21 protein-coding genes are annotated in these 26,422 nt (G+C 41.0%); all 21 read left to right on the forward strand.

The genetic code is table 11. The features are described from left to right. The first annotated feature begins 219 nt into the window (after positions 1-219). Positions 220-948 (forward strand): ClpP family protease, encoded by a 729-nt coding sequence (locus AWT60_RS06795; RefSeq protein ID WP_024424124.1) that lies wholly within the window; start codon positions 220-222, stop codon positions 946-948. Then, the gene (locus tag AWT60_RS06800; RefSeq protein WP_008344712.1) at positions 945-1,181 is read left to right on the forward strand and encodes a YlzJ-like family protein; all 237 of its coding nucleotides are present in this window, start codon (positions 945-947) and stop codon (positions 1,179-1,181) included. Before AWT60_RS06795 ends, AWT60_RS06800 begins: the two co-directional genes overlap by 4 nt. A 110-nt stretch (positions 1,182-1,291) precedes the next feature. Continuing rightward, positions 1,292-3,664, forward strand: a complete 2,373-nt coding sequence (locus AWT60_RS06805) for an FtsK/SpoIIIE family DNA translocase (RefSeq protein WP_218677068.1) — start codon at positions 1,292-1,294, stop codon at positions 3,662-3,664. Positions 3,665-3,828: 164 nt separating this feature from the next. Then, positions 3,829-4,554 (forward strand): GntR family transcriptional regulator, encoded by a 726-nt coding sequence (locus AWT60_RS06810; protein WP_095408538.1) that lies wholly within the window; start codon positions 3,829-3,831, stop codon positions 4,552-4,554. Between the two features lie 102 nt (positions 4,555-4,656). After that, positions 4,657-5,886: a bacillibactin exporter BcbE gene (gene bcbE, locus AWT60_RS06815; protein ID WP_239500382.1), complete on the forward strand. Its 1,230-nt coding sequence runs from the start codon at positions 4,657-4,659 to the stop codon at positions 5,884-5,886. A 311-nt stretch (positions 5,887-6,197) separates the two neighbouring features. Further along, positions 6,198-9,314, forward strand: a complete 3,117-nt coding sequence (locus AWT60_RS06820; protein ID WP_218677069.1) for an MMPL family transporter — start codon at positions 6,198-6,200, stop codon at positions 9,312-9,314. 145 nt (positions 9,315-9,459) lie between these two features. Beyond that, complete coding sequence (gene yfmF / locus AWT60_RS06825; protein ID WP_163115129.1) at positions 9,460-10,740, forward strand: EF-P 5-aminopentanol modification-associated protein YfmF; 1,281 nt, start codon at positions 9,460-9,462, stop codon at positions 10,738-10,740. Then, entirely contained in the window at positions 10,737-12,029 is a 1,293-nt protein-coding gene (gene yfmH, locus AWT60_RS06830; protein ID WP_025092606.1) for an EF-P 5-aminopentanol modification-associated protein YfmH, read from the forward strand. Before yfmF ends, yfmH begins: the two co-directional genes overlap by 4 nt. A 152-nt stretch (positions 12,030-12,181) precedes the next feature. Next, positions 12,182-12,658, forward strand: a complete 477-nt coding sequence (locus AWT60_RS06835) for a MarR family winged helix-turn-helix transcriptional regulator (protein ID WP_218677070.1) — start codon at positions 12,182-12,184, stop codon at positions 12,656-12,658. Continuing rightward, complete coding sequence (locus AWT60_RS06840; RefSeq protein ID WP_218677071.1) at positions 12,636-15,755, forward strand: MMPL family transporter; 3,120 nt, start codon at positions 12,636-12,638, stop codon at positions 15,753-15,755. Before AWT60_RS06835 ends, AWT60_RS06840 begins: the two co-directional genes overlap by 23 nt. A gap of 31 nt (positions 15,756-15,786) precedes the next feature. Next, positions 15,787-16,515, forward strand: coding sequence for an elongation factor P 5-aminopentanone reductase (ymfI, locus tag AWT60_RS06845; protein ID WP_056766499.1), 729 nt, complete (start codon positions 15,787-15,789; stop codon positions 16,513-16,515). Between the two features lie 73 nt (positions 16,516-16,588). Next, on the forward strand, positions 16,589-16,846 hold the full coding sequence (locus tag AWT60_RS06850; RefSeq protein ID WP_056766502.1) for a DUF3243 domain-containing protein: 258 nt from the start codon (positions 16,589-16,591) through the stop codon (positions 16,844-16,846). A gap of 131 nt (positions 16,847-16,977) precedes the next feature. Then, entirely contained in the window at positions 16,978-17,769 is a 792-nt protein-coding gene (locus AWT60_RS06855) for a DUF3388 domain-containing protein (protein WP_003211480.1), read from the forward strand. A 23-nt stretch (positions 17,770-17,792) separates the two neighbouring features. After that, a complete protein-coding gene (locus AWT60_RS06860) occupies positions 17,793-18,692 on the forward strand; it encodes a helix-turn-helix domain-containing protein (protein ID WP_218677072.1) in 900 nt (299 codons plus the stop codon). Between the two features lie 74 nt (positions 18,693-18,766). After that, on the forward strand, positions 18,767-19,348 hold the full coding sequence (gene pgsA / locus AWT60_RS06865) for a CDP-diacylglycerol--glycerol-3-phosphate 3-phosphatidyltransferase (RefSeq protein ID WP_008358030.1): 582 nt from the start codon (positions 18,767-18,769) through the stop codon (positions 19,346-19,348). Between the two features lie 16 nt (positions 19,349-19,364). Next, on the forward strand, positions 19,365-20,615 hold the full coding sequence (locus AWT60_RS06870; RefSeq protein WP_056766509.1) for a competence/damage-inducible protein A: 1,251 nt from the start codon (positions 19,365-19,367) through the stop codon (positions 20,613-20,615). Between the two features lie 177 nt (positions 20,616-20,792). Beyond that, on the forward strand, positions 20,793-21,836 hold the full coding sequence (gene recA, locus AWT60_RS06875) for a recombinase RecA (RefSeq protein ID WP_039178719.1): 1,044 nt from the start codon (positions 20,793-20,795) through the stop codon (positions 21,834-21,836). Positions 21,837-21,979: 143 nt separating this feature from the next. After that, positions 21,980-23,155 carry a serine hydrolase domain-containing protein gene (locus tag AWT60_RS06880; RefSeq protein WP_218677073.1) on the forward strand — a complete coding sequence of 392 codons (1,176 nt, stop codon included), beginning with the start codon at positions 21,980-21,982 and terminating at the stop codon, positions 23,153-23,155. Between the two features lie 233 nt (positions 23,156-23,388). Beyond that, positions 23,389-24,951, forward strand: coding sequence for a ribonuclease Y (gene rny / locus AWT60_RS06885; protein WP_003211958.1), 1,563 nt, complete (start codon positions 23,389-23,391; stop codon positions 24,949-24,951). Positions 24,952-25,041: 90 nt separating this feature from the next. Next, complete coding sequence (locus tag AWT60_RS06890; protein WP_218677074.1) at positions 25,042-25,836, forward strand: TIGR00282 family metallophosphoesterase; 795 nt, start codon at positions 25,042-25,044, stop codon at positions 25,834-25,836. A 202-nt stretch (positions 25,837-26,038) separates the two neighbouring features. After that, positions 26,039-26,299 (forward strand): stage V sporulation protein SpoVS, encoded by a 261-nt coding sequence (gene spoVS, locus AWT60_RS06895; protein ID WP_003211281.1) that lies wholly within the window; start codon positions 26,039-26,041, stop codon positions 26,297-26,299. Positions 26,300-26,422 lie beyond the last annotated feature (123 nt).

The raw sequence follows: 26,422 nt of genomic DNA on the forward strand, positions 1-26,422 counted from the left end.
ACCTTTGCAGTCTAGAAAGGACGGGCACCGGAGCGGAGCGAATTTGACATTCGTGAGCACCGAAGCGTAGGACTGCGGGCGAATGCGAGGGTTTGTCTACACGCTAAGCCCAAGGAGCATAAGCTCTTTGGGCTTTTTTGATGTAGCGTGAGGAATGCGGATTGAATATGGCCTACTTGTTCATAATAGGAGAAGAGTTTGAGGAAAGGATGGAGACAAATGGACGAAAAAAATGAACAGCAGCCTGAGCGAAAGCCAGAAGAAAAAGATAGCATTATGAGCAAAATACAGCAGCTTGGTGAAACAGCCGTTCCACAGCTGCCGCAAGATACAAATATCCATTGCCTCACCATTATTGGACAAATTGAAGGCCACATGCAGCTTCCACCGCAAAATAAAACAACCAAATACGAACATGTCATTCCACAAATCGTAGCAGTTGAACAAAACCCTAAAATAGAGGGCCTTTTGATCATCTTAAATACAGTAGGAGGAGATGTTGAAGCGGGACTTGCGATTGCAGAAATGCTTGCTTCTTTATCGAAGCCAACTGTCTCGATTGTGCTTGGCGGCGGCCACTCCATAGGTGTCCCAATTGCTGTATCGTGTGACTATTCGTATATTGCAGAAACAGCCACAATGACGATTCATCCTGTGCGGTTAACAGGTCTTGTGATTGGTGTTCCGCAAACCTTTGAATACTTAGACAAAATGCAGGAAAGAGTCATTAACTTTGTCACAAGCCACTCCAACATTACAGAAGAGAAGTTTAAAGAGCTCATGTTCTCAAAAGGCAATTTGACAAGAGACATCGGAACAAATGTCGTTGGTCATGAGGCAGCGGAATACGGACTCATGAATGAAGTGGGCGGCGTAGGACAAGCGATTAAAAAGTTGAATGAACTTATCGGAGACAGGGCATCTCAAAACGAGGGGCTGATCCAATGATTTTATATACGCCTATGCCATATGAAGCCATTTATGCTGAAGAACAGGGAGAACGTAAACTCCAGCAAGTAAACATTCAAGGTGTGCCTGTGATGGTTGAAATGAAAGAAGATGAAGCAGAAATCGTTCAAGTCATGAGCACCAACCCAATGGATTTTCTCAATCAAGAGCTTGCACCAGGCAAGCGATTGAAGTTACATTTAGGCACCAATCAAACCGACTCATATGAATGATTCTATGCTATAATAAAGGGAAAACTTACAACAAGATGCAGCCAAAACCAGGCTGCTTTCTTTCTGATCTTTCGGTAGGTTATATTTTCTTTCGTAGTAAGGTGATGAGTATGGCTAAAAAGAGAAAACGGAAAACGAGAAAAAAACAAAATAAACAGCTAAAACTGAAATATGAACTAAATGGGTTAGTCTGTATTGCCATCGCGATCATTGCCATTTTACAGCTAGGCGTTGTTGGACAAACCTTTGTACATCTATTCCGATTCTTTGCAGGTGAATGGTTCATTCTCTGCCTTATCGGATTATTTCTTTTTGGTGTGACGATTTTCTGGAAAAAACAAATCCCAGATATTTTGACAAGAAGAAAAGCAGGTCTCTACTGCATCATTGCGAGTATCTTGCTTTTGTCACATGTGAAGCTATTTCAGCATCTTTCATCTGCTGGTGTCATTGGCTCTCAAAGTGTGATTAGAAATACATTTGAGCTCTTCTTGATGGATATGAAAGGTGAAACAGGGTCGCCTGATTTAGGGGGCGGCATGATCGGCGCCGTCTTGTTTGCTGCTTCTTATTTCTTATTTGCACAAGCAGGCTCGCAAATTATGGCGGTTGTTCTCATGCTGATTGGAATCGTCCTGATTACAAACCGATCCCTTCAGGAAATGGTGAAAAAAGTGACGATTCCTGTATCACAATTTATGGTGAAGCAGTGGAAAGCGTTTGTTGAAGATATGAAAGGAATCAGGCAGGCGAAAAAGACCGCGTCCTCTCAAAAAACAAGTGAAAAGAAAAAACGTTCACGCATTCAAGAAGAAGACGAGGATGATCTGATCGTGATCGAAGAGGAAACGCCGTCTTCTGATAATAGCCAGCCAATTATTTCAAGCTTCGCAGACAGGGATGATATTCTCACACCGCCGGTTCAAAAAAAGCAGGCGGCAAAAGAAACAGATCCTCTTCAAGAGTCTGCGCAAAGTGCAGCAGTTCAATCAGAAACAGCCGATGAACCAAAAGAGGCGCCGCCGATGACGTTTACTGAACTTGAAAACAAAGATTACGTTTTGCCATCACTTGATATTTTGGCAGAGCCCCAGCATTCAGGTCAGCAAACAGATAAGAAAAATATATATGAAAATGCAAGAAAGCTTGAAAAAACCTTTCAAAGCTTTGGTGTTAAAGCAAAAGTCACCCAGGTTCATTTAGGTCCAGCTGTGACCAAATATGAAGTATATCCAGATGTCGGCGTGAAGGTCAGCAAGATCGTCAATCTAAGTGATGATTTAGCCCTTGCCCTTGCGGCAAAGGACATTCGAATTGAGGCGCCGATTCCTGGTAAATCAGCCATCGGGATTGAAGTTCCGAATGCAGAAATTGCCATGGTTTCATTAAAAGAGGTATTAGAATCGAAGCAAAATGACCGCCCAAATGCTAAGCTCCTCATTGGACTAGGTCGCAATATTTCGGGTGAAGCTGTGCTTGCTGAAATGAACAAAATGCCGCATTTGCTTGTAGCAGGTTCGACTGGAAGCGGGAAAAGTGTGTGTATTAATGGTATTATCACAAGCATTCTCATGAGAGCGAAGCCCCATGAAGTGAAAATGATGATGATTGATCCAAAGATGGTTGAACTAAATGTATATAACGGCATTCCGCATCTTTTGGCTCCTGTCGTAACAGATCCTAAGAAAGCCTCGCAGGCACTTAAAAAAGTAGTCAGCGAAATGGAACGCCGCTATGAATTGTTTTCTCATACGGGGACAAGAAATATTGAAGGCTACAATGATTACATTAAACGAATGAATCAAACAGAAGAAGCTAAACAGCCAGAACTACCTTATATTGTTGTCATTGTAGATGAGCTGGCAGATTTAATGATGGTCGCTTCCTCTGATGTGGAAGATTCTATTACAAGACTTTCTCAAATGGCTCGTGCTGCGGGCATTCATTTGATTATCGCTACACAAAGACCTTCTGTCGATGTCATTACAGGTGTCATTAAAGCCAACATCCCGTCCCGCATTGCCTTTAGCGTATCCTCACAAACAGATTCAAGGACGATCCTTGATATGGGGGGCGCAGAAAAGCTGCTGGGCAGAGGGGACATGCTGTTTTTACCTGTTGGTGCAAACAAGCCGGTTCGTGTGCAAGGCGCCTTTTTATCAGATGAAGAAGTGGAACATGTTGTTGATCATGTGATCACACAGCAAAAAGCACAATACCAAGAGGAAATGATTCCAAGCGAAGAAACGCAGGATCAGCTTGCGGCTGTGGAAGATGATCTATATGATGAAGCTGTTGAATTGATCATCGGCATGCAGACGGCTTCTGTTTCTATGCTGCAAAGAAGATTCCGCATCGGTTATACCCGGGCTGCACGTCTCATTGACGCAATGGAAGAGCGAGGCGTTGTAGGCCCATATGAAGGCAGTAAACCGAGAGAGGTTCTCCTCTCAAAAGAACAATATGACGAGCTCTCTTCATAAGTTGAAGAGAGCTTTCCTGAAAAATAGTAAACGATAGTATGATTATGTTAACTGGATGTCAGACTATTTATTTATTTGCAAAAACATGATATAGTTATGTTCAACTTATCTCGGAATAGAGATTTCTCATCTTATCATTTGCATTGATTAGACGGAGGGAAAACATGTCGACCAAAACAGACAATCGCCATTTATATTTGAAAGTGATTGACCGTATTAAAGAAGATATTCAAACAGGTGTATATGCCGAAAAAGAAAAGCTGCCTTCGGAGTTTGAGCTCTCAAAGCTTTTAGGTGTGAGCAGAGCGACACTGCGTGAAGCCCTTCGTATACTAGAAGAAGAGAAGTATTTAATTAGAAGGCATGGTGTGGGAACTTTCGTCAATTCAAGACCACTTTTTTCGACAGGCATAGAACAGCTGACAAGTGTCACGAAAATGATTGAGCAGGTCAATATGACGCCTGGTACCATCTTTTTATCCTCGCAAGAAGGGGAGCCAACAGAGAATGATATCATTCGTTTTCAATGTGATGAATCTGATGGGATTTTTTCAATGGAACGCGTTCGAACGGCAGATGGACAGCCAGTTGTTTATTGTTTAGATAAAATTCCAGTCAAACATCTTCCCGCTTCTTTTACACATGAAGAAGAGTCTCTTTTTGAGCTGTTTGGAAGAGAACCGCACAACGGGATTAAATATGCAGTTGCTGACATCGAACCAATTGGCTATCACGATCAAATCTCACCGATTCTAGATTGTGACCCTGAAACGGCGTTATTATTACTGAAACAAATGCACTATGATCAAGATGATCAGCCGGTCTTATACTCCCTCAATTATTTTCGAGCGGATAAATTCAGCTTTCATGTCATACGCAAACGATTTTAATAAGCAGTCGCTTCCATAGGCGGCTGCTTTTTGTTTGCCCATACATAATACTCGTCAAACTTGCCACACTAATACGTAACAGTATATAGAATTGGGTGAATGATGTTGGGCGAGAAAACAGTCAGTAAAAAGAATATCATTGCATTATCATCAGTGCCTCTAATCATGACACTAGGGAACTCGATGTTAATACCAGTATTGCCAGAGATAGAAAAGAAACTCTCGATCACTTCCTTTCAAGTCTCTCTCATTATTACGGTATATTCGGTTGTAGCAATCTTATGTATTCCAATTGCTGGTTACTTATCAGACCGGATTGGGCGAAAAAAGGTACTGCTGCCGTGTCTTTTAATCGCTGGACTTGGAGGGGCTGTGGCGGCAGTCGCCTCAACGATCATGAAAGAACCGTATATGTGGATTCTGTTTGGCAGGGTCCTTCAAGGTGTTGGTTCAGCTGGAGCGGCACCTGTCGTTATGCCATTCATAGGAGATTTGTTTCATGATGATGAAGAGGTAAGTGCAGGACTTGGCGCCATTGAAACCTCTAACACAGCAGGAAAGGTACTAAGCCCAATTATTGGGGCACTTCTTGCTTCATGGTTTTGGTTTGTGCCGTTTTGGTTCATTCCGTTCTTTTCGATCATCAGCTTTCTCATGGTACTGTTCATGGTAGAGTCGGCGAAAAAAGAGGAGGACCCGCCTACATTTAAAGAATTTTTAAAATCAACAAAGACCATTTTTAAGCATGAGGGACGCTGGCTTTATGCCATTTTTGCTATTGGCGGTTTTATTATGTTTCTTCTTTTTGGTGTGCTTTTTTACTTATCCGATAACCTAGAGGCGGCTTATCAAATAAAGGGCGTCAAAAAAGGGCTCCTGCTGAGTATTCCGCTCCTTTTTCTATCAATCAGTTCCTACATTGCTGGAAAAACGATTGGAAAAGAAAAAGGAAAAATGAGAATCTTTTTAATCGTAGGGATGGCTTTGTTATCACTTTCTTATATTTTTTTATGGTGGAATCACAGCTTTTTCGTATTGTTTATCTGTTTAAGCATTGGCGGAGTGGGCATCGGTATTGTGCTGCCTGCACTTGATGCGCTGATTACAGAAGGAATTGAAAAAGAGCAGTGCGGTACCATTACGTCATTTTATAGCAGTATGCGTTTTATCGGTGTTGCTTTAGGACCTCCGATTTTTGCCTATCTAATGGATAAAGGGGACTCCATAGTCTTTATTCTCTCGACCATTTGCAGTCTCATTTCACTATTTTTGGTCCTCTTTTTCATCCAGCCAGATGAAGAGGATGAGAGTGAACAATTAAAAACGGTTTAAATATAGAAAAAAGATGGTATTTTGCCATCTTTTTTCTTTTTTATAAATTGACATGTAAAATTTTGATAGTTAAACTAATGTATAGTAATATCTTTTAAATTATCCCAAATTGGAGGTGTTCAAAAACATTCATTTTCTGTCTTTCTTTAGGCAGAAATTGAGCTCGCGTGCTGATGATGGAGATATGCTTCTTCAACACGAAAGGACAATTGAATAGGTCATCCTGCCATTTGAAGGAGACGCAGTCAGCACTTCAGACACGCTCAAATACAGCAAATTGATTGAAGAAGTAGAAGGAGCTTGGAGCAGCTATGTTGCAAATAATTAAAGCAAGATGGATTGTATTAGTGGTGTGGATGATAACAGCTGTGATTCTGTTTATTACTGCGCCCGATTTAGAGGAATTAACAAGAGAAAAAGGGCAATTAAAGGTTCCGGAGGGGACACCAACAGCTGAGGCACTTCACCTATTGGATAAGCTGTCAGATAAGAACGGGAAAAAAGATACAGGTGTGCTTGTATTCTCCGAACAACATCTGTTCCCTGCGAAAGAGCAGGAATTAAAAAAGGCTTTAGCTGCACTCATGTCAAATGCCCCAGAACTCCACATTGACGGAATTACTTCGTATTTTCATGTAGATCCGGACATTCAAAAACAACTTTTATCAAAGGATAAAAGTACACTTCTTGTTCCATTCAAATTCGACCACTACGAAACAAAAGCTGTGAAGATTAAAGAACAAATTGAGGAAGTTTTAAAGCCCTATCATGTCTCATATGAAATAACGGGTCAAAAGTTTGTGGATTCAGATGTCATTCAAAGCTCTCAACAAGGTCTGAAGAAAACTGAACTTATCACGATGATTTTTATTTTCTTTATTTTAATTATTGTTTTCAGATCGATATTGGCACCTGTTGTTCCGCTCATTACGATAGGCATTTCTTACGCTGTCAGCCGGTGTATTGTGGCTTTTCTCGTAGAATATACACAATTTCCTCTATCTAATTTTACTCAGATTTTTATGGTAGCCATTATGTTCGGTATCGGAACGGATTATTGCATCCTGCTGTTAAGCCGTTTTAAAGAGGAGATCGGTCAAGGCCGTGATGTCAAAGAGTCGATTATCATCACGTATCAATGTGCAGGGAAGACGGTATTTTTCAGCGGCTTAGCCGTGTTAGTCGGCTTCTCAAGTATTGGCTTTGCTAAATTCCAATTGTATCAATCAGCCGTTAGTGTTGCCGTTGGAGTGGGCGTTCTGCTGATTGCCCTTGTCACCATTGTTCCCTTTTTTATGTCTGTTTTCGGAAAATCTCTATTCTGGCCATCTAAAAGAGAAAACATCCGGCACCCGCAAAGTAAAATGTGGGAATGGGCTGGGCGCTTTTCATTTAGAAGGCCGCTGATCAGCTTAGGTTTAGTCGCTCTTATTACGGTGCCTCCTATTCTGATGTACGACGGCACCCTATCTTATAACAGTTTAAATGAAATTGGGAATAAGTATGAGTCGGTGTCTGCATTTAATACGATATCAGAGCAATTTGGCTTTGGTGAAGCGCTGCCGCTGAATGTGCTAGTCGAAAGTGACAATAAGCTAGATAATCAAGAAAAGATTGTGATCATTGAAAAACTGACCCGTAAATTAAATGACATTGACGAAGTCAAAACAGTCCGTAGTGTCACGCGCCCTGTTGGAGACGGGCTGAGCCAGCTTTATGTCACCTCTCAAGCGAAAGAGCTAGGAGGAGAACTTGGCAAAGGACATGAAGGAATCGGGAAAATTTCTGATGGTTTGACCGAAACAAATCTGGCCCTTCTCAAACAAAAACCAAAAATTGAAGAATCCGCTCAAGGCATTGACAAGCTAATTGATGGAACGAAAGCAATCAAAAGCGGTATCGGAGAAGTCAGGGAATCCCTTATCTCTTTAGAAGATGGGGTGAGGCGCAGTAAAGAAGGCGTCGGCACGATTCGAAGTAAAATCAAAGAAGCGAAAAAAGAATTAGAGCAAGAATATCGCAGCAGCGAAACGATGATTCAAGAGCTAGAGCAAGTGGTGAAAACACTAGAACGCCATGCGAAATCGAATCAGCAGCTGATGACAACCATTAAGAAAGTAAAGAAATCTTATGAAAATCTATCATTTGAAGCACTAGAAAATCGTCTTCCAGAAGTAAAAGACATGGAAGAATATAAAGAAATCAAGAAGGTATTCAAAGAAACAAAAGGAATGCTTGATCAAGCAGGGGATCAAATGAGTGTATATGAAGAGGAAGCCTCTCACTTTAAGCAAAAGATCGAGCAGGCAGATCAAGTGATTCAAACCTTATCAAGCAAGCAAAAAGAAGTAAAACGACAAGTGCAAGCACTCATGGATGGGCTTGATCAAATTTATGACGGTCTTGACCAAACAAATGAGGGCCAAAAACAATTGATTAAAGAAATGCCTAAAATTGAAGATGGTGCAGATCAGCTGACAGACGGCCAAAAAGCCATCAAAAAAGGATTTAGCCAGCTTTCATCAAAACTTACATTATTAACAGATGGATTAGATGAAAGTATTGAAGGGCTTGAGCAGGTCAAAAGCGGCTTCACCGAGGCTGACGGCTACTTAAAGCAGCTTCAGCAAGCGCCAGATGAAGAAATAACGGGCTGGTTTATTCCGGAAGAAGTGCTGAAACGCCAAGAATTTAAGCAAATCTTTCATACGTATATGTCTCCAGATCGTAAATTAACGACTTTTGAAGTCATCTTAAATGTGAATCCATACAGTAATGAAGCGATGAAAGGTGTCGCGAAAATTGAGGAAACCCTCGATCAATATTTACCTGTAAGTGGACTCAAAAATGCCAAATACGGTGTATCTGGTATCTCAAGCTTAAATGTGGACTTAAAAGAAACGTCTGACGGTGACTTTATTCGAACTGTTATCTTCATGTTAATTGGTATTTTTATTATTTTAATTATTTTATTACGGTCAATCGTCATGCCAATATACTTAACACTTTCACTGATTTTAACGTATTTTACATCAATCGGGTTAACAGAATGGATCTTTAAAACATTTTTTGGCTACGATGGTGTCAGCTGGGCTGTTCCATTTTTCAGCTTTGTCATTCTTGTGACGCTCGGCATCGATTATTCTATCTTCCTCATGGATCGTTTTAATGAATGGAAGGGAGAGCATGTACAAGCATCGATGATATCAGCGATGAGAAATATGGGTTCTGTTATTATTTCTGCAGTGGCCATTTTAGCAGGTACGTTCGCTGCTATGCTGCCATCAGGAGTATTATCGCTTGTTGAAATTGCAACAGTCGTACTCATTGGACTTTTATTATATGCTTTTGTTGTATTGCCCCTCTTTATTCCGGTCATGGTTCGTATTTTTGGTAAATGGAATTGGTGGCCGTTTAGAATGAAATAACGACTGGCGTCTCTGCTATGAGCAGAGGCGTTTTTATTTCCTATCCTTTCCTCTGATTGATATAATGTCTATTAAATGGCTGTTTCACGTATATATCAGCTATGTTCTAATACATAATAAATAGGATGAACAAAGGAGGTTTCTCATGACGTACTTACAAGAGAAGACACTGGACACACCGGGTCTTCATACTCATATTGTCAAAACAGAAAAATTTAAAACCGTGACAATCCTTTTTAAAATGCTTGCACCGCTATCCAAAGATGACGTCACCATGCGTTCTCTTTTCCCGCATGTGCTGTTAAGAGGAACAGAAAAGATGCCGAAAACAGGAGCACTGCGTGCCTATTTTGATGAGCTCTATGGAGCAACCGTTTCGGCAGACATGGCAAAAAAAGGTGAGAATCATATCATTACCTTCCGCTTGGAAATGGCGAATGAAAAATATTTAAAGGATCAAACCCCTTTACTAGAAAAAGGGATTGCCTTACTATCTGACCTATTATTCCACCCGTATGTTGAAGAAGGGGTGTTTAGTCAATTATATGTAGATCAAGAAAAACGCACATTAAAACAGCGAATTCAGGCAGTTTATGATGACAAAATGCGTTATTCGAACTTAAGACTCGTGCAGGAAATGTGTAAAGGTGAACCATATGCACTGCACGTCAATGGTGAAATGGAAGACATTGACGCAATTACAGCTCACGCGCTCTTTGAAGCTTATGAGCATGCGCTTCAATCAAACCAGCTTGATCTTTATGTTGTCGGAGATGTTGACGAACAAGACATTAGCCGTATGGTTTCCCAATACTTTAAAACAAGTGAAAGAGAACCAGTCAAAAAGCTGCCTAAATCAGCAAGAGCTCAAAATGAACCAAAAGAAGTCATTGATGAAGAGGACGTAAAACAAGGCAAGCTGAATATCGGCTTTCGCACACATACAACGATTGCAGATAAAGATTATCCGGCACTGCATTTGTTTAATGGCATATTCGGCGGTTTCTCGCATTCTAAGCTATTCATTAATGTTCGGGAAAAGGCAAGTCTTGCTTACTACGCTGTGTCTAGACTTGAGAGCTTTAAAGGCTTGATGATGGTCATGTCAGGAATTGAAGTCGGCAACTACCAGCAGGCAGTGGACATCATCAAAGAACAATTTGAAGCGATGCAAAAAGGTGATTTTTCAGATGAAGCAATTGATCAAACAAAAGCAGTCGTCAAAAACCAGCTACTTGAAACGATCGATACGTCTTATGGAACAGCAGAATATTTGTATCAGCATGCCGTTGTGCCAACTGGGGAAACCCTTGATTCCTTTTTAGAAGCATTAGACCGAGTGACAAAAGAGGACATCATCAAAGTGGGTCAGAAAATCGAATGGGATACGACCTATTTTCTTAAAGGAACGGAGGGTGCTTCATGACAGTGAAAACAATTCAATTCGATCAGCTGCAAGAAACGGTCTATCACGAAAAAATGGAAAGCGGACTTGACGTCTATGTGCTGCCAAAGCAAGGGTTTAACAAAACCTATGCGACCTTTACAACAAAATATGGCTCTGTCGATAACGAATTTGTGCCGCTTGGAAAAGAAGACATGATTCGAGTGCCTGACGGAATTGCCCATTTCTTAGAGCATAAGCTGTTTGAAAAAGAAGATGGAGACGTGTTTCATACATTTAGTAAACAGGGAGCATCCGCAAACGCTTTTACAACGTTTACGAGAACGGCTTATTTATTCTCAAGCACCTCAAATGTCGAACAAAACCTTGAGACACTCATTGATTTTGTTCAAGAGCCTTATTTTACTGAAAAAACAGTCGAAAAAGAAAAGGGCATCATTGGTCAAGAAATTAACATGTATGATGACAATCCGGACTGGCGTTTATTCTTTGGTCTGATTGAAAATTTATATCAAGAGCATCCTGTGAGAATAGATATTGCTGGAACAGTAGAGAGCATTGCCCCTATTACAAAAGATCATTTGTATGAATGTTATGAAACGTTCTATCATCCGAGCAATATGCTTCTATTCGTCGTCGGGCCTGTTGATCCGAAGCAAATTTTAGATCAAGTCAGAGCGAATCAGGCGAAAAAGCCATTTACAGACCAGCCAGAGATCAAAAGAAAAGACATCAATGAGCCTGAAGGTGTGTACCGGAAAGAATACGAACTTCCAATGAACGTACAAGGCTCTAAATGTATGTTCGGTTTGAAAACAAAGAATCCGCATAAAAAAGGAAATCAGCTGCTAAAGCATGAGCTTGGGATGAACCTCATTTTAGAGACGCTGTTTGGCAAAAGCTCCTTACAATATGAACAGATGTATGAAAAAGGCTTAATTGATGAAACATTCAGCTACGATTATACAGAAGAGGGCGGCTTTGGCTTCACTTCAGTTGGCGGGGATACAAATGATCCTGATCAACTTGCAAAGGTATTAAAAGAAACCCTTCTTCAAGCAAAAAGCCTCATGACAGAAGAGAAAATTGAACTCGCGCGCAAGAAAAAAATCGGCAGCTTTTTAAAAGCCATGAATTCTCCAGAATATATTGCGAACCAATTTACTCGATATGCATTCTTAGATATGAGCTTATTTGATGTCGTCACAATGCTGGAACAAATTCAATTAGCTGATATTCAGCAAATTTTAGATGAAGAAATTGATGAAGAACGGATGTCCGTTTTCAAAGTCGTCCCAAAAACAAAATAAATTTTAAAAAGACAAACTCATATCTGCAGAGTTTGTCTTTTTTATGTTCATTGAAAAAGCCGCTTTATTTGCGAGGATATTCATTGACAATTGTTTTGTTCGTTAGTTAAACTCTTTAATAGTTAAACACTTAAACTAAAAAGGAGCAGCGTATGGAACAAAATAAAATTGCCCAGCTCATCCAGAGGTATGCAGATGTCTATCTCATGATGGAGAAAAAAGTATCGAGTATGATCACCGAAAAGCTTGATAAAGAGCTGACGCTTGATCAATATTACTCGCTTCGATACATCAATTTACATCCGGGGTGTACCTCAACGGACCTGGCTTATGTATGTAATGTAAACAAAAGTGCTGTAACATCCATGACTAATCGTCTTTTTACGAAAAACTATATTTTTCGTGAACATGATCAAGCTGACAGAAGGAATGTTCACCTGTACGTCACGCCAGAGGGCAAAGAAGTGGTCAGCCGAATGGAAAAGCAGCTTCAAGACCTAGTTCGATCTTATTTTGAAAAGCTTGAAGAAAAAGAAATGGAATCATTTATTCAAACATATGAAAAGATCTATCAAGTGATCATCGAAGAGGAGGCACAAAGTACTAATGAGAGCAATCATAAAGGGTAGATGGCTGATCACGATCCTGTGGATCGTATTAGCGGCAGTGTTACTCATCACCGCTCCTAATATGGCGCAATTAACAAAAGAAAAGGGGCAAATTTCTGTACCAGACGGCTATCCGTCCTCATATGCCAATCAGTTATTAAAGAAAATGTCTGAAAACGGCGATACAGAAAAATCAATCGTCATTGTCTTTCAAGAAAAGAACATTGTGAAAGAAAGAGAAACATCTTTAAAAAAGGCAATGAATATTTTAGAAAAAGATCAAGATCTCCACATAGAGGACATCACTTCTTACTTTGAAGCCAATAAAGATATCAAAAAACAAATGCTCTCTAAAGATCAAACGACACTCCTTGTTCCAGTTACATATGACTCAAACAAAATCAAAGCGTCCGATTTTAAAGAAAGAGTCAATGAAAAGCTGAAAAGCTTAAACCTGAAATTTGAAATGACAGGGCAGCCGTTAATTGATGATGATGTTATCACAAGTTCGCAGGAAGGCCTGAAGAAAACAGAATTCATTACGATTGGGTTTATTCTCGTTGTCCTAATTCTTGTTTTTAGGTCAGCTGTGGCGCCTTTCGTTCCGTTAGTCGCAGTGGCACTGTCTTACTTGGTGAGTCAATCAATCGTGGCTTATTTAGTGAAATATGTAGACTTTCCGCTCTCGACCTTTACTCAGATCTTTATGGTCGCGATCATGTTTGGAATTGGAACGGACTACTGCATACTGCTTCTCAGCCGCTTTAAGGAAGAGATCGCACATGGTAAAGATAAAATTGAAGCGATTCTGATTACGTATAAAACAGCAGGAAAGACCGTCTTATTCAGCGGAATTGCAGTGCTGATCGGCTTTACATGTATTGGTCTGGCACAATTCCAGCTTTATAAATCAGCTGTTGCAGTAGCAGTTGGGGTTGCTGTGCTCATTGTGGCTCTTCTCACGATTGTGCCGTTCTTTATGGCAGTTTTAGGAAAGGTGTTATTTTGGCCGATTAAAGGTGATATTGCCCATCCGCAGTCAAAAATGTGGGAAACAGCAGGCCGTTTTTCATTTAAGAAACCGCTTTTCAGCTTATTAATTGTAGGAATCATTACGCTTCCGCCAATTCTCATGTATAAAGGAACTCTTTCTTATAACAGCTTAGATGAAATTGGTAATAAATACGAATCGGTTAACGCATTCAATACCATTTCTGATAAGTTTGGACCGGGTGAAGCACTTCCGGCAACAGTGGTCGTGAAATCATCTGACCTTTTAGACAACAATGAAGGGCTGATTGCCATCGAAAAACTCAGCCGTGCAATTGAACAAACAGATGGGGTCAGTAAAGTGAGAAGTGCCACCCGTCCTGTCGGTAAAGGGCTGAGTGATCTGTACGTGAAATCACAAGCTAAAGAACTGAACACAGGACTTGATAAAAGCAATGAGGGCTTGAAAAACATCCAAGATGCACTGACGAAAATGAGTCAATCCATTGAGGATCAAACACCGCAAATCAAATCATCAGGAAAAGGCATTAACAAATTGATTTCTGGTACAGAATCTGTGCAAACAGGGATTCAAAATGTTGAAAAATCCTTAAGAAAATTGCAAAACGGCATCGACCAAAATAAAAAAGGTGTAGCAGCCATTAAAGATGAAATCAAAGGTGCAAAAAAGGAATTAATGGCTCAAGTCGCACAAGTGAATCAGCAAGTTTCACTATATAAAAGCATTTCCAAAGAATTAAAGGCAGCATTAGCGCAAGTGGATACGTCATCCTCTGCCGCAGCAGATGTAAAAGCGTTAATCAAACAAGCAAATACACAATTTAGTACCCTTGAAAAGCAAATCCCGCAGGTAAAAGAAAATCAATCGTATCAAGCCATTAAAGCTTCGTACAATGAACTTTCTGCGACCTTACAAGAAGGGGCGAAACAGGCAGACAGCTATGCCAAACAAGCGAAAGAAGCTAGAAAGCAGCTTGAAGCAGCTGATGCCTTTATCGCAAAAGCTTCTGAGCAGCAAAAAGTCTTGACGAATCAAATCGATGAACTCATTGCTGGCTTAGATGCAGTTGAAAATGGACTGGATCGAACGTCTAAAGGTCAAGGACAATTAGCCGACAATATGCCAAAGCTTGCAAATGGAGCGGGCGACATCATGAATGGCCAAAAGCAAATGAAAGAAAAGATTGGCGGCTTTGGGGATAAACTGACCAAGCTGACAGATGGCCTGAACAAAAGTGTAAATGGACTGGAGAAAATTTCGAGCGGCTTAATGGGTGCAGGCGACTACTTAGACGAACTGAAAAATGCACCAGATCAAGACATGGCCGGCTGGTTTATTCCAAAAGACGTCTTGAAAAATAAAGCATTCAAGCAAGTATTTGATTCGTACATGTCAGATGATCGCAAGATGACAAAGATTGATGTCATTTTAGAGAAAAATCCATATGGAAATGACGCCTTGTCGACGATTAAACAAGTGGAAGCTTCTGTCGAGCGGGCACTTCCTGAAACAAACCTAAAAGATGCTTCATTTGGCGTCTCAGGTGTCTCAAGTATGAATGCTGATCTGAAACAACTGTCAGACCAAGATTTCAATAAGACAGTGCTTTATATGATGATTGGTATTTTCCTTATTTTGGTGATCTTGTTCCGTTCGCTTGTCATGCCGCTTTACTTGGTAGGTTCACTCATATTGACTTACTTTACAGCAATCGGTGTAACAGAATTTATTTTCACCCATTTCTTCGGATATCCAGGCATTAACTGGGCTGTACCATTCTTTGGATTTGTCATATTAATGGCGCTCGGAGTCGATTATTCGATTTTCTTAATGGAGCGGTTCAATGAATACAAAACAAAAGACATCCAGTTTGCCATGACTGAATCAATGAAAAATATGGGGTCTGTCATTATGTCTGCTGCTGTTATTTTGGCAGGAACATTTGCCGCCATGCTTCCATCAGGTGTGCTGTCTCTCTTGCAGATTGCAACACTTGTCCTCACAGGACTTTTACTGTACGCACTCGTTGTGCTACCATTGTTCGTACCTGTGATGGTGAAATTGTTCGGATCAGCCAACTGGTTCCCATTTAAACGAAAAGAATAGGTATTCTATATAGAAAGAAGGAATCAATGTGATGAGTCGTTGGGCGCTGATAACAGGTGCCAGTGGCGGGATTGGGCAGGCAGCAGCGAAAAAGCTTGCCCAAGAAGGCTGCCATGTGATGCTCCATTATCATAAAAATGAACAGGCAGCTATGCGCCTCGCCGCTCATTTGGATGAGGCATATTCCATTCAAACGCACGTTGTTCAAGCAGATTTATCTAAAACGGGCGGAGCAGATGAGCTTGTCAGCCGTCTGCCGCTCTGTCCAGATATTCTTGTTTTAAATAGCGGCAGAAGCCATGTCGGATTGGTGACAGACACAGAAAAAGACGTATTAGCCAGTATGGTGCAGCTTCATGTCACAAGTCCATATGAGCTTACCCAATCCCTTTTACCCGCCATGATTCGAAAGAAAGCAGGCCATATCATTGCGGTCAGCTCGATATGGGGAGAAACGGGAGCATCGTGTGAAGTGCTGTACAGCATGGTCAAAGGTGCGCAAAATGCGTTTATCAAAGGATTAGCAAAAGAGCTTGCTCCAAGTGGAATTAGAGCAAATGCTGTCTCGCCAGGTGCTGTCAAAACAGACATGATGAATCGTTTTACGCAGGAAGACATCACAATGCTGGAAGAAGAAATTCCGCTTGGCCGGCTTGCATCCCCTGAGGAAGTTGCAGATGTCATTTGGTTTCTCGCCTCAAAACAGTCAAGTTATATCACAGGTCAAATTTTATCTGTCAATGGCGGCTGGTACTGTTAAAAAACGTGTATAATTCGTCTCTCCATGACAAAAGCTATGGCTGTAATTCATCTTTTCGAATGGAGGAATAGACATGTCTGTACTTGAGAACTGGGACCATTGGAAAAACTTTTTAGGTGATCGCTTAAATCATGCGCAGGATAAAGGTTTAGAAGATGAGACCATCAATAACCTTGCGTATGAAATTGGCGGATATCTAGCTAACGAAGTTGACGCAAAGAACGAGCAGGAAAGAGTACTTGCTGACCTTTGGAGCGTTGCATCAGAAGATGAGCAGCGTGCCATTGCAAATATGATGGTCAAGCTAGTTGAAAATAATAGCTCGCACTAAACAAAAAGAGAGGTCGTTTGTGCCTCTCTTTTTATTTTAACCGTTTGACAACATTGTGCTTTCTAAAAATGTGAAAATGCTTTATGATAAAGGAAGGTAAAAATTTGCCACAATGAAGGGGGTAATATCATTTGGCAAAGCTCGAATGGTATTTTGAATATGAGATACAGGTAAACCGTCCCGGACTTTTAGGAGACATTTCTTCTCTAATGGGGATGCTTTCAATTAATATTGTGACAATCAATGGTGTTGATGTATCAAGACGCGGAATGCTTTTACGCTGTGACCACACAGATCAAATTAAGCGGCTTGAATCAATTTTAAATACAATGGAAACGATAAAAGTAACGAAATTAAGACAGCCGAAGCTTCGTGACCGCTTAGCTGTTCGTCATGGAAGATACATACAGCGTGATGCCGATGACAAAAAGACGTTCCGTTTTGAAAGAGACGAGCTCGGTCTTCTTGTTGATTTTATGGCTGAACTCTTTAAAAAAGAAGGACATAAATTGATTGGGATTCGCGGAATGCCGCGTGTCGGAAAAACAGAATCAATTGTGGCTTCAAGTGTTTGTGCCAGCAAGAGATGGCTGTTTGTATCATCAACTCTTTTGAAACAGACGATCCGAAGTCAGCTGATCGCAGATGAATACAGCCCAGATAACGTCTTTATTATTGATGGGATTGTGTCGACAAGAAGAGGTTCTGAGAAGCATTTGCAGCTTTTAAGGGAAATTATGAGACTGCCGGCAACGAAGGTGGTCGAGCATCCAGACATCTTTATTCAAAATTCAGAATATACAATGGATGATTTCGACTATATCATTGAATTGCGGAATAGCGCAGACGAAGAGATTACATATGAACACGCTGAAGAACCACAAGTGTTTGATCATTCTGGTTTTTCTGGCTTCGATTTTTAATATGGTAATGGTAGGTGTTTGTTTTGACTGAATTGGGAAAACGGCTCGTTGAGGCCAGAGAGGAAAAAGGGATGTCGCTGGAGGATCTGATGGCGGTGACCAAGATCCAAAAGCGCTATTTGCTAGCAATCGAACAAGGAAACTATGATATTATTCCAGGTAAATTTTACGTCAGAGCGTTTATTAAACAATATGCCGAAGCCGTTGGACTGAATCCTGAACAATTGTTCGAAGAATTTCGTAAAGATGTTCCAAGCACGTATAATGATGAAGTATCTGATAAATTATCGAATATTAAGCCGCAAAGAGAGCTGCCAAAGCCTGCCTCGAAAGTGCTTGAACTATTGCCGACAATTTTAATTATTGGAGGCATCATTGTGGTCATCGCCATCATTTATGTGATCGTGCAGGCGGTCAATCATGATAGCGGACAGAAGAATAATCAGGCGGCCCCTCAGCAATCAGAATCTAAATATGAAGTATCTGAGGATTCATCTCTTGCAAAAGATCAAAAGAAAAAAGAAAAAGCTTCGTCAGATGATAAAGAAAAATCATCTAAAAAAGATGATTCATCAAAAGACGATGAAACTGTATCTTTAAAGGCGACGAATACAGAAGGCTCGACAACAACGTATGAAGTATCAGGTGCAGACGAAATGGAGTTAAAAATTTCTGCCTCGCAAGCTTCATGGCTGCGTGTAAGAGACGAATCTGGAAAAGTGTTGAAGATGGGCGAACTAAAAGATGGCGAATCGTTTAAAACAGACCTGTCTGATCTTTCTCAGGTCGATATCCGTCTAGGCAATGCGTCTGGAATTGATATCAAGGTAAATGACGAGACACTTAAGTACGAATTAGACCCTAAGAACACCATGACACAAAACATTGTGATTGTGAATAAAGGAAAGGAAAAGTCATCTTAAGCAAGTAGATGACTTTTCTTTTGTTCCTACTATTATATACATAAAAAAATTGCATTATTGGAGGATTGGATTTCATGTTTAACTTACCGAATAAAATAACCCTTTCTAGGATCGCCTTGATCCCTGTTTTTATGATTATTATGCTTGCACCGCTAGATTGGGGTGTTGCGCGCTTTGGCGACGTCAGCATCGAAGTGACGCACCTTGTTGGAGCGATCCTGTTTATTGTCGCTTCAACAACTGACTGGATTGATGGATACTACGCACGTAAGCTTAATTTAGTGACGAACTTTGGTAAATTTTTAGATCCGCTTGCAGATAAATTGCTTGTTTCAGCTGCTTTAATTATACTTGTTCAATACAACCTCACACCGGCATGGATGGCGATTGTGATCATCAGCCGTGAATTTGCTGTAACAGGTCTAAGGCTTGTATTAGCCGGAGGCGGTGAAGTAGTGGCAGCGAATATGCTTGGAAAGGTGAAGACATGGGCGCAGATCATTGCGATTTCAGCACTTTTACTGCATAACCTGCCGTTTGAACTTGTATCATTCCCGTTTGGTGATCTAGCGATGTGGGTAGCGGTGTTCTTCACTGTTGTCTCAGGCTGGGATTACTTTGCAAAAAACTGGGAAGCTTTAAAGAATTCTAACTAAAAAGGACGTGTACGCTTTGAAGTCAGAGAGAAAAGCAGAAATTATTGCAGTCGGTTCCGAACTATTGCTAGGGCAAATTACGAATACGAATGCACAATTCATCAGCAAACAACTAGCTGAAATTGGTGTGAATGTTTATTACCACACAGCAGTTGGTGACAATCCAGAGCGTTTAAAACAGGCCATTCAGGTGGCGCAGGAAAGATCTAATTTTATTATCTTCTCGGGTGGTCTTGGACCAACCAAAGATGACTTAACAAAAGAAACCATTGCGAGCACGCTCGGGAAAGAGCTTGTACTAAATGAAGAAGCATTTGAATCGATTCAAGACTACTTTCGAAAGACCGGCCGCGTTATGTCACCGAACAACCGTAAGCAGGCACTCGTTCTAGAAGGATCTGATGTGCTCGTGAACCGTTTCGGGATGGCCCCGGGTATGTTTATTCAAGAAGACGATACGTTTTATATGCTTCTTCCTGGACCGCCAAGTGAATTGCACCCGATGTTTGAAAACGAGGCAAAGCCGCTGATTTCTGAGAAGCTTGGCTTAAAGGAAAAGATCGTGTCTGTTGTTCTGCGCTTCTTCGGAATCGGTGAATCGCAGCTTGAAACAGACCTAGAAGATTTAATTGATGCTCAAACCAACCCGACGATTGCACCACTCGCATCTGACGGTGAAGTGACGCTAAGGCTGACTGCTAAGCATGAGGATGAAAAAGAAACAGAGCGTCTGTTAAAAGAAACAGAAGCGCAAATTTTAGCGCGGGTAGGAGAGTACTTCTACGGATATGGGGATACATCACTTGTCCGCGAAGCGTCCAAAGCCTTGCACGAGCACGGGAAAACAGTAGCAGCAGCAGAAAGCCTGACTGGCGGAATGTTCTCCGAATGGCTGACAGATCTCGAAGGAGCATCATCCATTTTGAACGGAAGTGTGGTTTGTTATACAAACCAAGTCAAGCAGCAGGTACTTGGCTGCCGGGAAGAAACACTGTCTTCTCATGGTGCTGTCAGCAAAGAGTGTGCTTTAGAGCTTGCTGAAGGGGTTAGAAAGCTGACCGGAAGTGATATTGGCATTAGCTTTACGGGTGTGGCAGGACCTGATACCCAAGAGGGTCAGCCTGTTGGAAAAGTGTTCATTGGACTATCTACGAAAGACCAGACGGACGTGTTTGAATGGATGTTTACAGGTAGCCGGTCGGGCATTCGAAAGCGCGCTGTGAAATATGGTCTGCATCACTTACTCAACTTATTAAAAGAGAGTTAATTTTGTTTTTTGTTAGGTTTACTCCTTTATAAAAGAGCGTTTTTTCTAATAGAAAACACTCTTTTCTTAAAAAATCTGCCGAGAAAAAATCGAATATGTGTTCGTTTTTTTCTTGGCAAATGACGTAAAACAAGGTATAGTATAGATAGTGGAATTGATAAAGGAGGAAACAATAGAATGAGTGATCGTCAAGCAGCCTTAGATATGGCTCTTAAACAAATAGAAAAACAGTTTGGTAAAGGCTCTATTATGAAACTAGGAGAGCAAACAGATACACGTATTTCAACAGTACCTAGTGGTTCGTTAGCACTTGATACTGCGCTTGGAATAGGCGGATATCCCCGCGGCCGTATTATCGAAGTATATGGTCCAGAGAGTTCTGGTAAAACGACAGTAGCCCTTCATGCCATTGCTGAAGTTCAGCAGCAGGGAGGACAAGCTGCATTTATTGATGCAGAGCATGCACTCGATCCAGTTTACGCTCAAAAACTAGGTGTCAACATTGATGAATTGTTACTTTCTCAGCCGGATACAGGAGAGCAAGCACTTGAAATTGCAGAAGCTCTTGTCCGCAGCGGGGCAGTTGATATTGTTGTGATTGACTCTGTAGCTGCTCTTGTACCAAAAGCAGAGATTGAAGGAGATATGGGTGATTCACACGTTGGTCTTCAAGCACGTTTGATGTCCCAAGCACTTCGTAAACTATCAGGTGCTATCAATAAATCAAAAACAATTGCCATCTTTATTAACCAAATTCGTGAAAAAGTTGGGGTCATGTTCGGTAACCCTGAAACAACGCCAGGTGGACGTGCGCTGAAGTTCTATTCGTCTGTTCGTTTAGAAGTGCGCCGTGCTGAACAGCTGAAACAAGGCAATGACATTATGGGGAATAAAACGAGAATTAAAGTGGTCAAAAACAAAGTAGCACCGCCATTCCGTATTGCCGAAGTAGACATTATGTACGGTGAAGGGATCTCAAAAGAGGGAGAAATCATCGACCTTGGAAGCGAGCTAGATATCGTACAAAAGAGCGGTGCTTGGTATTCTTACCAAGAGGAACGTCTTGGACAAGGCCGTGAAAATGCGAAACAGTTCCTAAAAGAAAATAAAGATATCATGCTGATGATCCAGGAGCAAATTCGCGAACATTACGGCTTGGATACTAACGGAGTAACGCAGCAGGAATCTGAAGAGGCACTAGAACAATTAGAATTAGAATAAAAATAAAATTAGTATGAAATGATAAAAAAGGCTGGGTGAAAAAACTCAGCCTTTTTTATTTTGCAAAAAACTTTCGACAACTTTTTCAGTACTTCATCCGTCTAAAGTGTACAAAATGGAATTTATTTTGGGAGGAAAAAATAATGACAAGCCCGACCCGCAGAAGAACTGCCAAACGCAGAGGGAGAAAACCAAGTCAGAGGGGAAAACTTGTGCTTGTTTTTTTAGCCGCGATGATTTGCTTAACGATGTGGAATGTGCTTCATCGAACTAGTGAAAAGAACAACCCGTTTCAAAAAACTGCAGTAGCTTTAGAAAATAGCCAGAAAAAAGAAGTTAAAAGGAAAACCGCCAAAATATCAGAGAAACAAATCAAAACAGTGGACCGCAATCACAAAATCAGCAGTTATTTAAATGAGATCGGTTTCAGCGGAACAGCCATGATTGTTAGAAATGGAGAAATTGTAACAAATAAAGGTTTTGGTTATGCAGACCGTAAACGAAAAATTCAAAATAATCCATTAACATCTTTTTATGTCGGTTCGTCACAAAAAGCGCTGATTGCAACCGCTATTTTGCAGCTTGAGGAAAAGGGGAAACTTCAGACAAGTGATCCGGTAAGCACGTATTTACCTCATTTCCCTAACGGACAAACGATTACTTTGAAAAATCTGCTGACACATACATCGGGAATAAACGGACATATTGAAGGAAATGGCGCAATTACTCCGGACGAATTAATAAAAGACATAGAACGTCAGGGAATTCATCGGCAGCCGGGCGTATGGGGCTACAAGGATTCCAACTATTCTGTTCTTGCTTATATTGTGGCTGAAGTAAGCGGTGAGTCCTATGAACAATATATAACGAATCATATTTTTAAACCGGCGGGAATGACGCATGCAGGCTTTTACAAAACATATGAAAAAGAACCTTATCCTGCTGTCGGGTATAAGTTGAAAGGCAGCAAAGCGGTTACACCGTATATGCCCGACATATCTCAGCTTTACGGTGCTGGAGATATTTATATGAGTGCTATAGATATGTACAAATTTGACCAAGCCCTGATAGACGGCAAACTGTATTCACAGAAGAGCTATAAAAAGATGTTTACGCCAGGAAGCAGCTCCACATACGGAATGGGATTTTATGTTGCTCCCGGTAGCTATTCAAACCATGGTGTCATGCCGGGCTTCAACATTTTGAACAGCTTTAGCAAATCTGGGCAAACCATCGTTGTTTTGTTCTCAAATATACAAAATAACACTAAACTGGGCCAAGTGAACAATAAAGTATATCAGCTGCTGAATCAAGAATAATTCTGATCTGCTTTTGCAAACGCTAAGATAGCTAGCTTGACAAGTATTTCCGACACAATTACAATGGGAATGTATCACTTGTTTTTCTTAACATGATTGATAACTAATTTAAACTTGACAAGGGCAGTGAGGATCTCATTCCCTGTGAAGGCCCTGTATGTTGAGACACAAAACAATGTACATGCCGACACTTTATTTGTAAAACCAAGTTCATAGCAAGAGGAGGTGAAAATATGTCGCCTACGATGTTTACGATCATCTCCATTTTGCTGAGCCTAATCTGTTTAGTTGTTGGCTACTTTGTTCGTAAAACCATTGCAGAAGCAAAAATATCCGGCGCAAGAAACATGGCCGAACAAATTGTTGAGGATGCAAAGCGTGATGCGGAAGCATTGAAGAAAGAAGCGCTCTTGGAAGCGAAAGATGAAATTCATTCGTTTCGTGTAGAGGCGGAGCAAGAAGTTCGTGAAAGACGAAATGAGCTTCAAAGACAAGAAAACCGTTTACTTCAAAAAGAGGAAAATCTTGATCGCAAAGACGAATCTTTAGATAAACGGGAGTCCCTGTTGGAGAAGAGAGATCATTCTCTGAATGAACGACAACAACATATTGAAGAGATGGAAAGCAAAGTGGATGATATGATTCGTTTGCAGAAAGCCGAGTTGGAACGTATTTCAAGTCTAACTCGAGATGAAGCGAAACAAATCATTCTGGATCAAGTTGAAAATGAGCTTTCCCACGACATTGCAGTCATGACGAAAGAATCTGAAAACCGAGCGAAAGAAGAGGCTGACAAAAAGGCGAAAAATATTCTTTCACTTGCGTTACAGCGTTGTGCAGCTGATCATGTGGCTGAAACAACGGTATCTGTAGTCAATCTTCCAAATGATGAGATGAAAGGTCGTATTATCGGACGTGAAGGACGAAATATCCGTACGTTAGAAACGTTAACAGGTATTGACTTGATCATAGATGATACACCTGAAGCTGTTATACTATCGGGCTTTGATCCGATTAGACGTGAAACAGCGAGGATAGCTCTGGACAAGCTAGTCCAGGATGGCCGCATTCATCCTGCACGAATTGAAGAAATGGTGGAAAAATCACGCCGTGAAGTCGATGATTATATCCGCGAGATGGGTGAGCAAACGACATTCGAAGTCGGAGTTCACGGTCTGCATCCGGATCTGATCAAAATTCTCGGCCGCTTAAAATTCCGTACAAGTTATGGACAAAATGTCCTGAAGCATTCAATTGAGGTTGCACATCTTGCAGGTCTCATGGCTTCAGAGCTTGGAGAAGATGCAAAGCTTGCAAAACGAGCAGGTCTTCTGCATGACATTGGAAAAGCCATTGATCACGAAGTAGAAGGAAGCCACGTAGAAATTGGCGTTGAGCTTGCGACGAAATATAAAGAGCATCCTGTTGTCATCAACAGTATTGCCTCTCACCACGGTGACCAAGAACCGACATCTATTATCGCTGTTCTTGTTGCGGCAGCTGATGCATTATCAGCAGCACGCCCTGGTGCAAGAAGTGAGACGCTTGAAAATTACATTCGGAGACTTGAAAAATTAGAAGATATCTCTGAATCTTATGAAGGTGTTGAAAAATCGTTTGCGATACAGGCTGGACGTGAAGTACGTATTATGGTGAAGCCAGATTCAATTAATGATCTTGAAGCTCACCGTCTAGCAAGGGATATTCGTAAGCGAATTGAGGACGAGCTCGATTACCCTGGTCACATTAAAGTGACAGTCATTCGAGAAACTCGCGCAGTAGAGTATGCAAAATAGAGCGGTGCGCTTAGCGCCGCTTTATTTTTTTGTGTAAATATGCAACACTGATAAGAAGATCAATTTAAAAGAGAAAGGGTTCAAAAGCGCATGAAAATATTATTTGTTGGAGATATTGTCGGTTCACCTGGCAGAGACACACTGAAAGAATACTTGCCAAAGCTGAAGAAAAAATATCAGCCGCACTTTACCATTGTCAACGGAGAAAATGCTGCTCACGGGAAAGGTCTAACTGAAAAAATCTATCATGAGCTGCTGCAAGCAGGAGCTGATGTGCTCACAATGGGCAACCATACATGGGATAAAAGAGACATTTTCGATTTCATCGATGATGCAGCTAATATGGTGCGACCTGCTAACTTCCCAGAAGGCACACCTGGAAAAGGTCTCACGTTTATTGAAAAACAAGGAAAAGAATTGGCTGTCATCAACCTGCAAGGACGTACGTTTTTACCGCCAATTGACTGCCCATTTCAAAAAGTAGATGAATTAATTGCGGAAGCATCCAAACGGACACCGTTTATATTTATTGATTTTCATGGTGAAGCCACAAGTGAAAAGCAGGCGATGGGCTGGTATACAGACGGCCGTGCATCATGTGTTGTTGGAACGCATACACATGTTCAAACAGCAGATAACCGCGTATTGCCAAAAGGAACTGCGTATATTTCAGATGTCGGGATGACAGGACCTTATGATGGCATTTTAGGTGTTGACCGAGAAACGATCATTAAACGATTCAAAACAAGTCTCCCAGTCCGGTTTGAAATTGCAGAAGGCCGCACGACGTTAAGTGCAGTAATCGTAGAAATTGACGAACAGTCGAAAAAAGCTGTCAAAATTGATCGAATTTTGATAAATGATGACCATATTTTCTTTGAATAAATGTTCACATATTTATTTCAGAAAAATATTAATCAGAAAGAAGGAATATGCGCCCTCTATCGTGAATATAGTAAAAATGGTAGGTAGCCTGCTATTTTTGAAAAACATTTTGGGGATGGATTTTCAAAAAAATAGCATCATCTAACAAAGATTGTTCTAATGAACACTCACTTATCCATTGTAAATTTAAGGGGGAGCAGAAATGGAAATTTTAAAAGTTTCAGCAAAGTCAAATCCGAATTCAGTAGCAGGAGCATTAGCCGGCGTTTTACGTGAACGCGGTGCAGCGGAAATACAAGCAATCGGCGCTGGAGCACTGAATCAGGCGGTTAAGGCTGTCGCCATTGCAAGGGGATTTGTCGCGCCAAGCGGAGTGGATTTGATATGCATTCCAGCCTTTACTGACATTCTGATCGATGGAGAAGAAAGAACAGCCATCAAATTGATTGTTGAACCACGATAATTCTAATTTTATTATTTTCAACCTGCTTACATCATGTAAGCAGGTTGTTTTTGTTTACCGCTATACATTTCTTATATAACATATTCAGTTCGTGAAATAGATAAAAATGACATATTAGAGCTT

The sequence above is a fragment of the Bacillus sp. F2HM genome (assembly GCF_019266135.1).
Lineage (GTDB): Bacteria > Bacillota > Bacilli > Bacillales > Bacillaceae > Bacillus > Bacillus safensis.

What these genes read in the sequence shown, in the direction of transcription:
- AWT60_RS06795 (WP_024424124.1), top strand. Translation starts at nt 220, where the DNA reads ATGGACGAAAAAAATGAACAGCAGCCTGAGCGAAAGCCAGAAGAAAAA.
- AWT60_RS06800 (WP_008344712.1), top strand. Translation starts at nt 945, where the DNA reads ATGATTTTATATACGCCTATGCCATATGAAGCCATTTATGCTGAAGAA.
- AWT60_RS06805 (WP_218677068.1), top strand. Translation starts at nt 1,292, where the DNA reads ATGGCTAAAAAGAGAAAACGGAAAACGAGAAAAAAACAAAATAAACAG.
- AWT60_RS06810 (WP_095408538.1), top strand. Translation starts at nt 3,829, where the DNA reads ATGTCGACCAAAACAGACAATCGCCATTTATATTTGAAAGTGATTGAC.
- bcbE (WP_239500382.1), top strand. Translation starts at nt 4,657, where the DNA reads ATGTTGGGCGAGAAAACAGTCAGTAAAAAGAATATCATTGCATTATCA.
- AWT60_RS06820 (WP_218677069.1), top strand. Translation starts at nt 6,198, where the DNA reads ATGTTGCAAATAATTAAAGCAAGATGGATTGTATTAGTGGTGTGGATG.
- yfmF (WP_163115129.1), top strand. Translation starts at nt 9,460, where the DNA reads ATGACGTACTTACAAGAGAAGACACTGGACACACCGGGTCTTCATACT.
- yfmH (WP_025092606.1), top strand. Translation starts at nt 10,737, where the DNA reads ATGACAGTGAAAACAATTCAATTCGATCAGCTGCAAGAAACGGTCTAT.
- AWT60_RS06835 (WP_218677070.1), top strand. Translation starts at nt 12,182, where the DNA reads ATGGAACAAAATAAAATTGCCCAGCTCATCCAGAGGTATGCAGATGTC.
- AWT60_RS06840 (WP_218677071.1), top strand. Translation starts at nt 12,636, where the DNA reads ATGAGAGCAATCATAAAGGGTAGATGGCTGATCACGATCCTGTGGATC.
- ymfI (WP_056766499.1), top strand. Translation starts at nt 15,787, where the DNA reads ATGAGTCGTTGGGCGCTGATAACAGGTGCCAGTGGCGGGATTGGGCAG.
- AWT60_RS06850 (WP_056766502.1), top strand. Translation starts at nt 16,589, where the DNA reads ATGTCTGTACTTGAGAACTGGGACCATTGGAAAAACTTTTTAGGTGAT.
- pgsA (WP_008358030.1), top strand. Translation starts at nt 18,767, where the DNA reads ATGTTTAACTTACCGAATAAAATAACCCTTTCTAGGATCGCCTTGATC.
- recA (WP_039178719.1), top strand. Translation starts at nt 20,793, where the DNA reads ATGAGTGATCGTCAAGCAGCCTTAGATATGGCTCTTAAACAAATAGAA.
- AWT60_RS06880 (WP_218677073.1), top strand. Translation starts at nt 21,980, where the DNA reads ATGACAAGCCCGACCCGCAGAAGAACTGCCAAACGCAGAGGGAGAAAA.
- rny (WP_003211958.1), top strand. Translation starts at nt 23,389, where the DNA reads ATGTCGCCTACGATGTTTACGATCATCTCCATTTTGCTGAGCCTAATC.
- AWT60_RS06890 (WP_218677074.1), top strand. Translation starts at nt 25,042, where the DNA reads ATGAAAATATTATTTGTTGGAGATATTGTCGGTTCACCTGGCAGAGAC.
- spoVS (WP_003211281.1), top strand. Translation starts at nt 26,039, where the DNA reads ATGGAAATTTTAAAAGTTTCAGCAAAGTCAAATCCGAATTCAGTAGCA.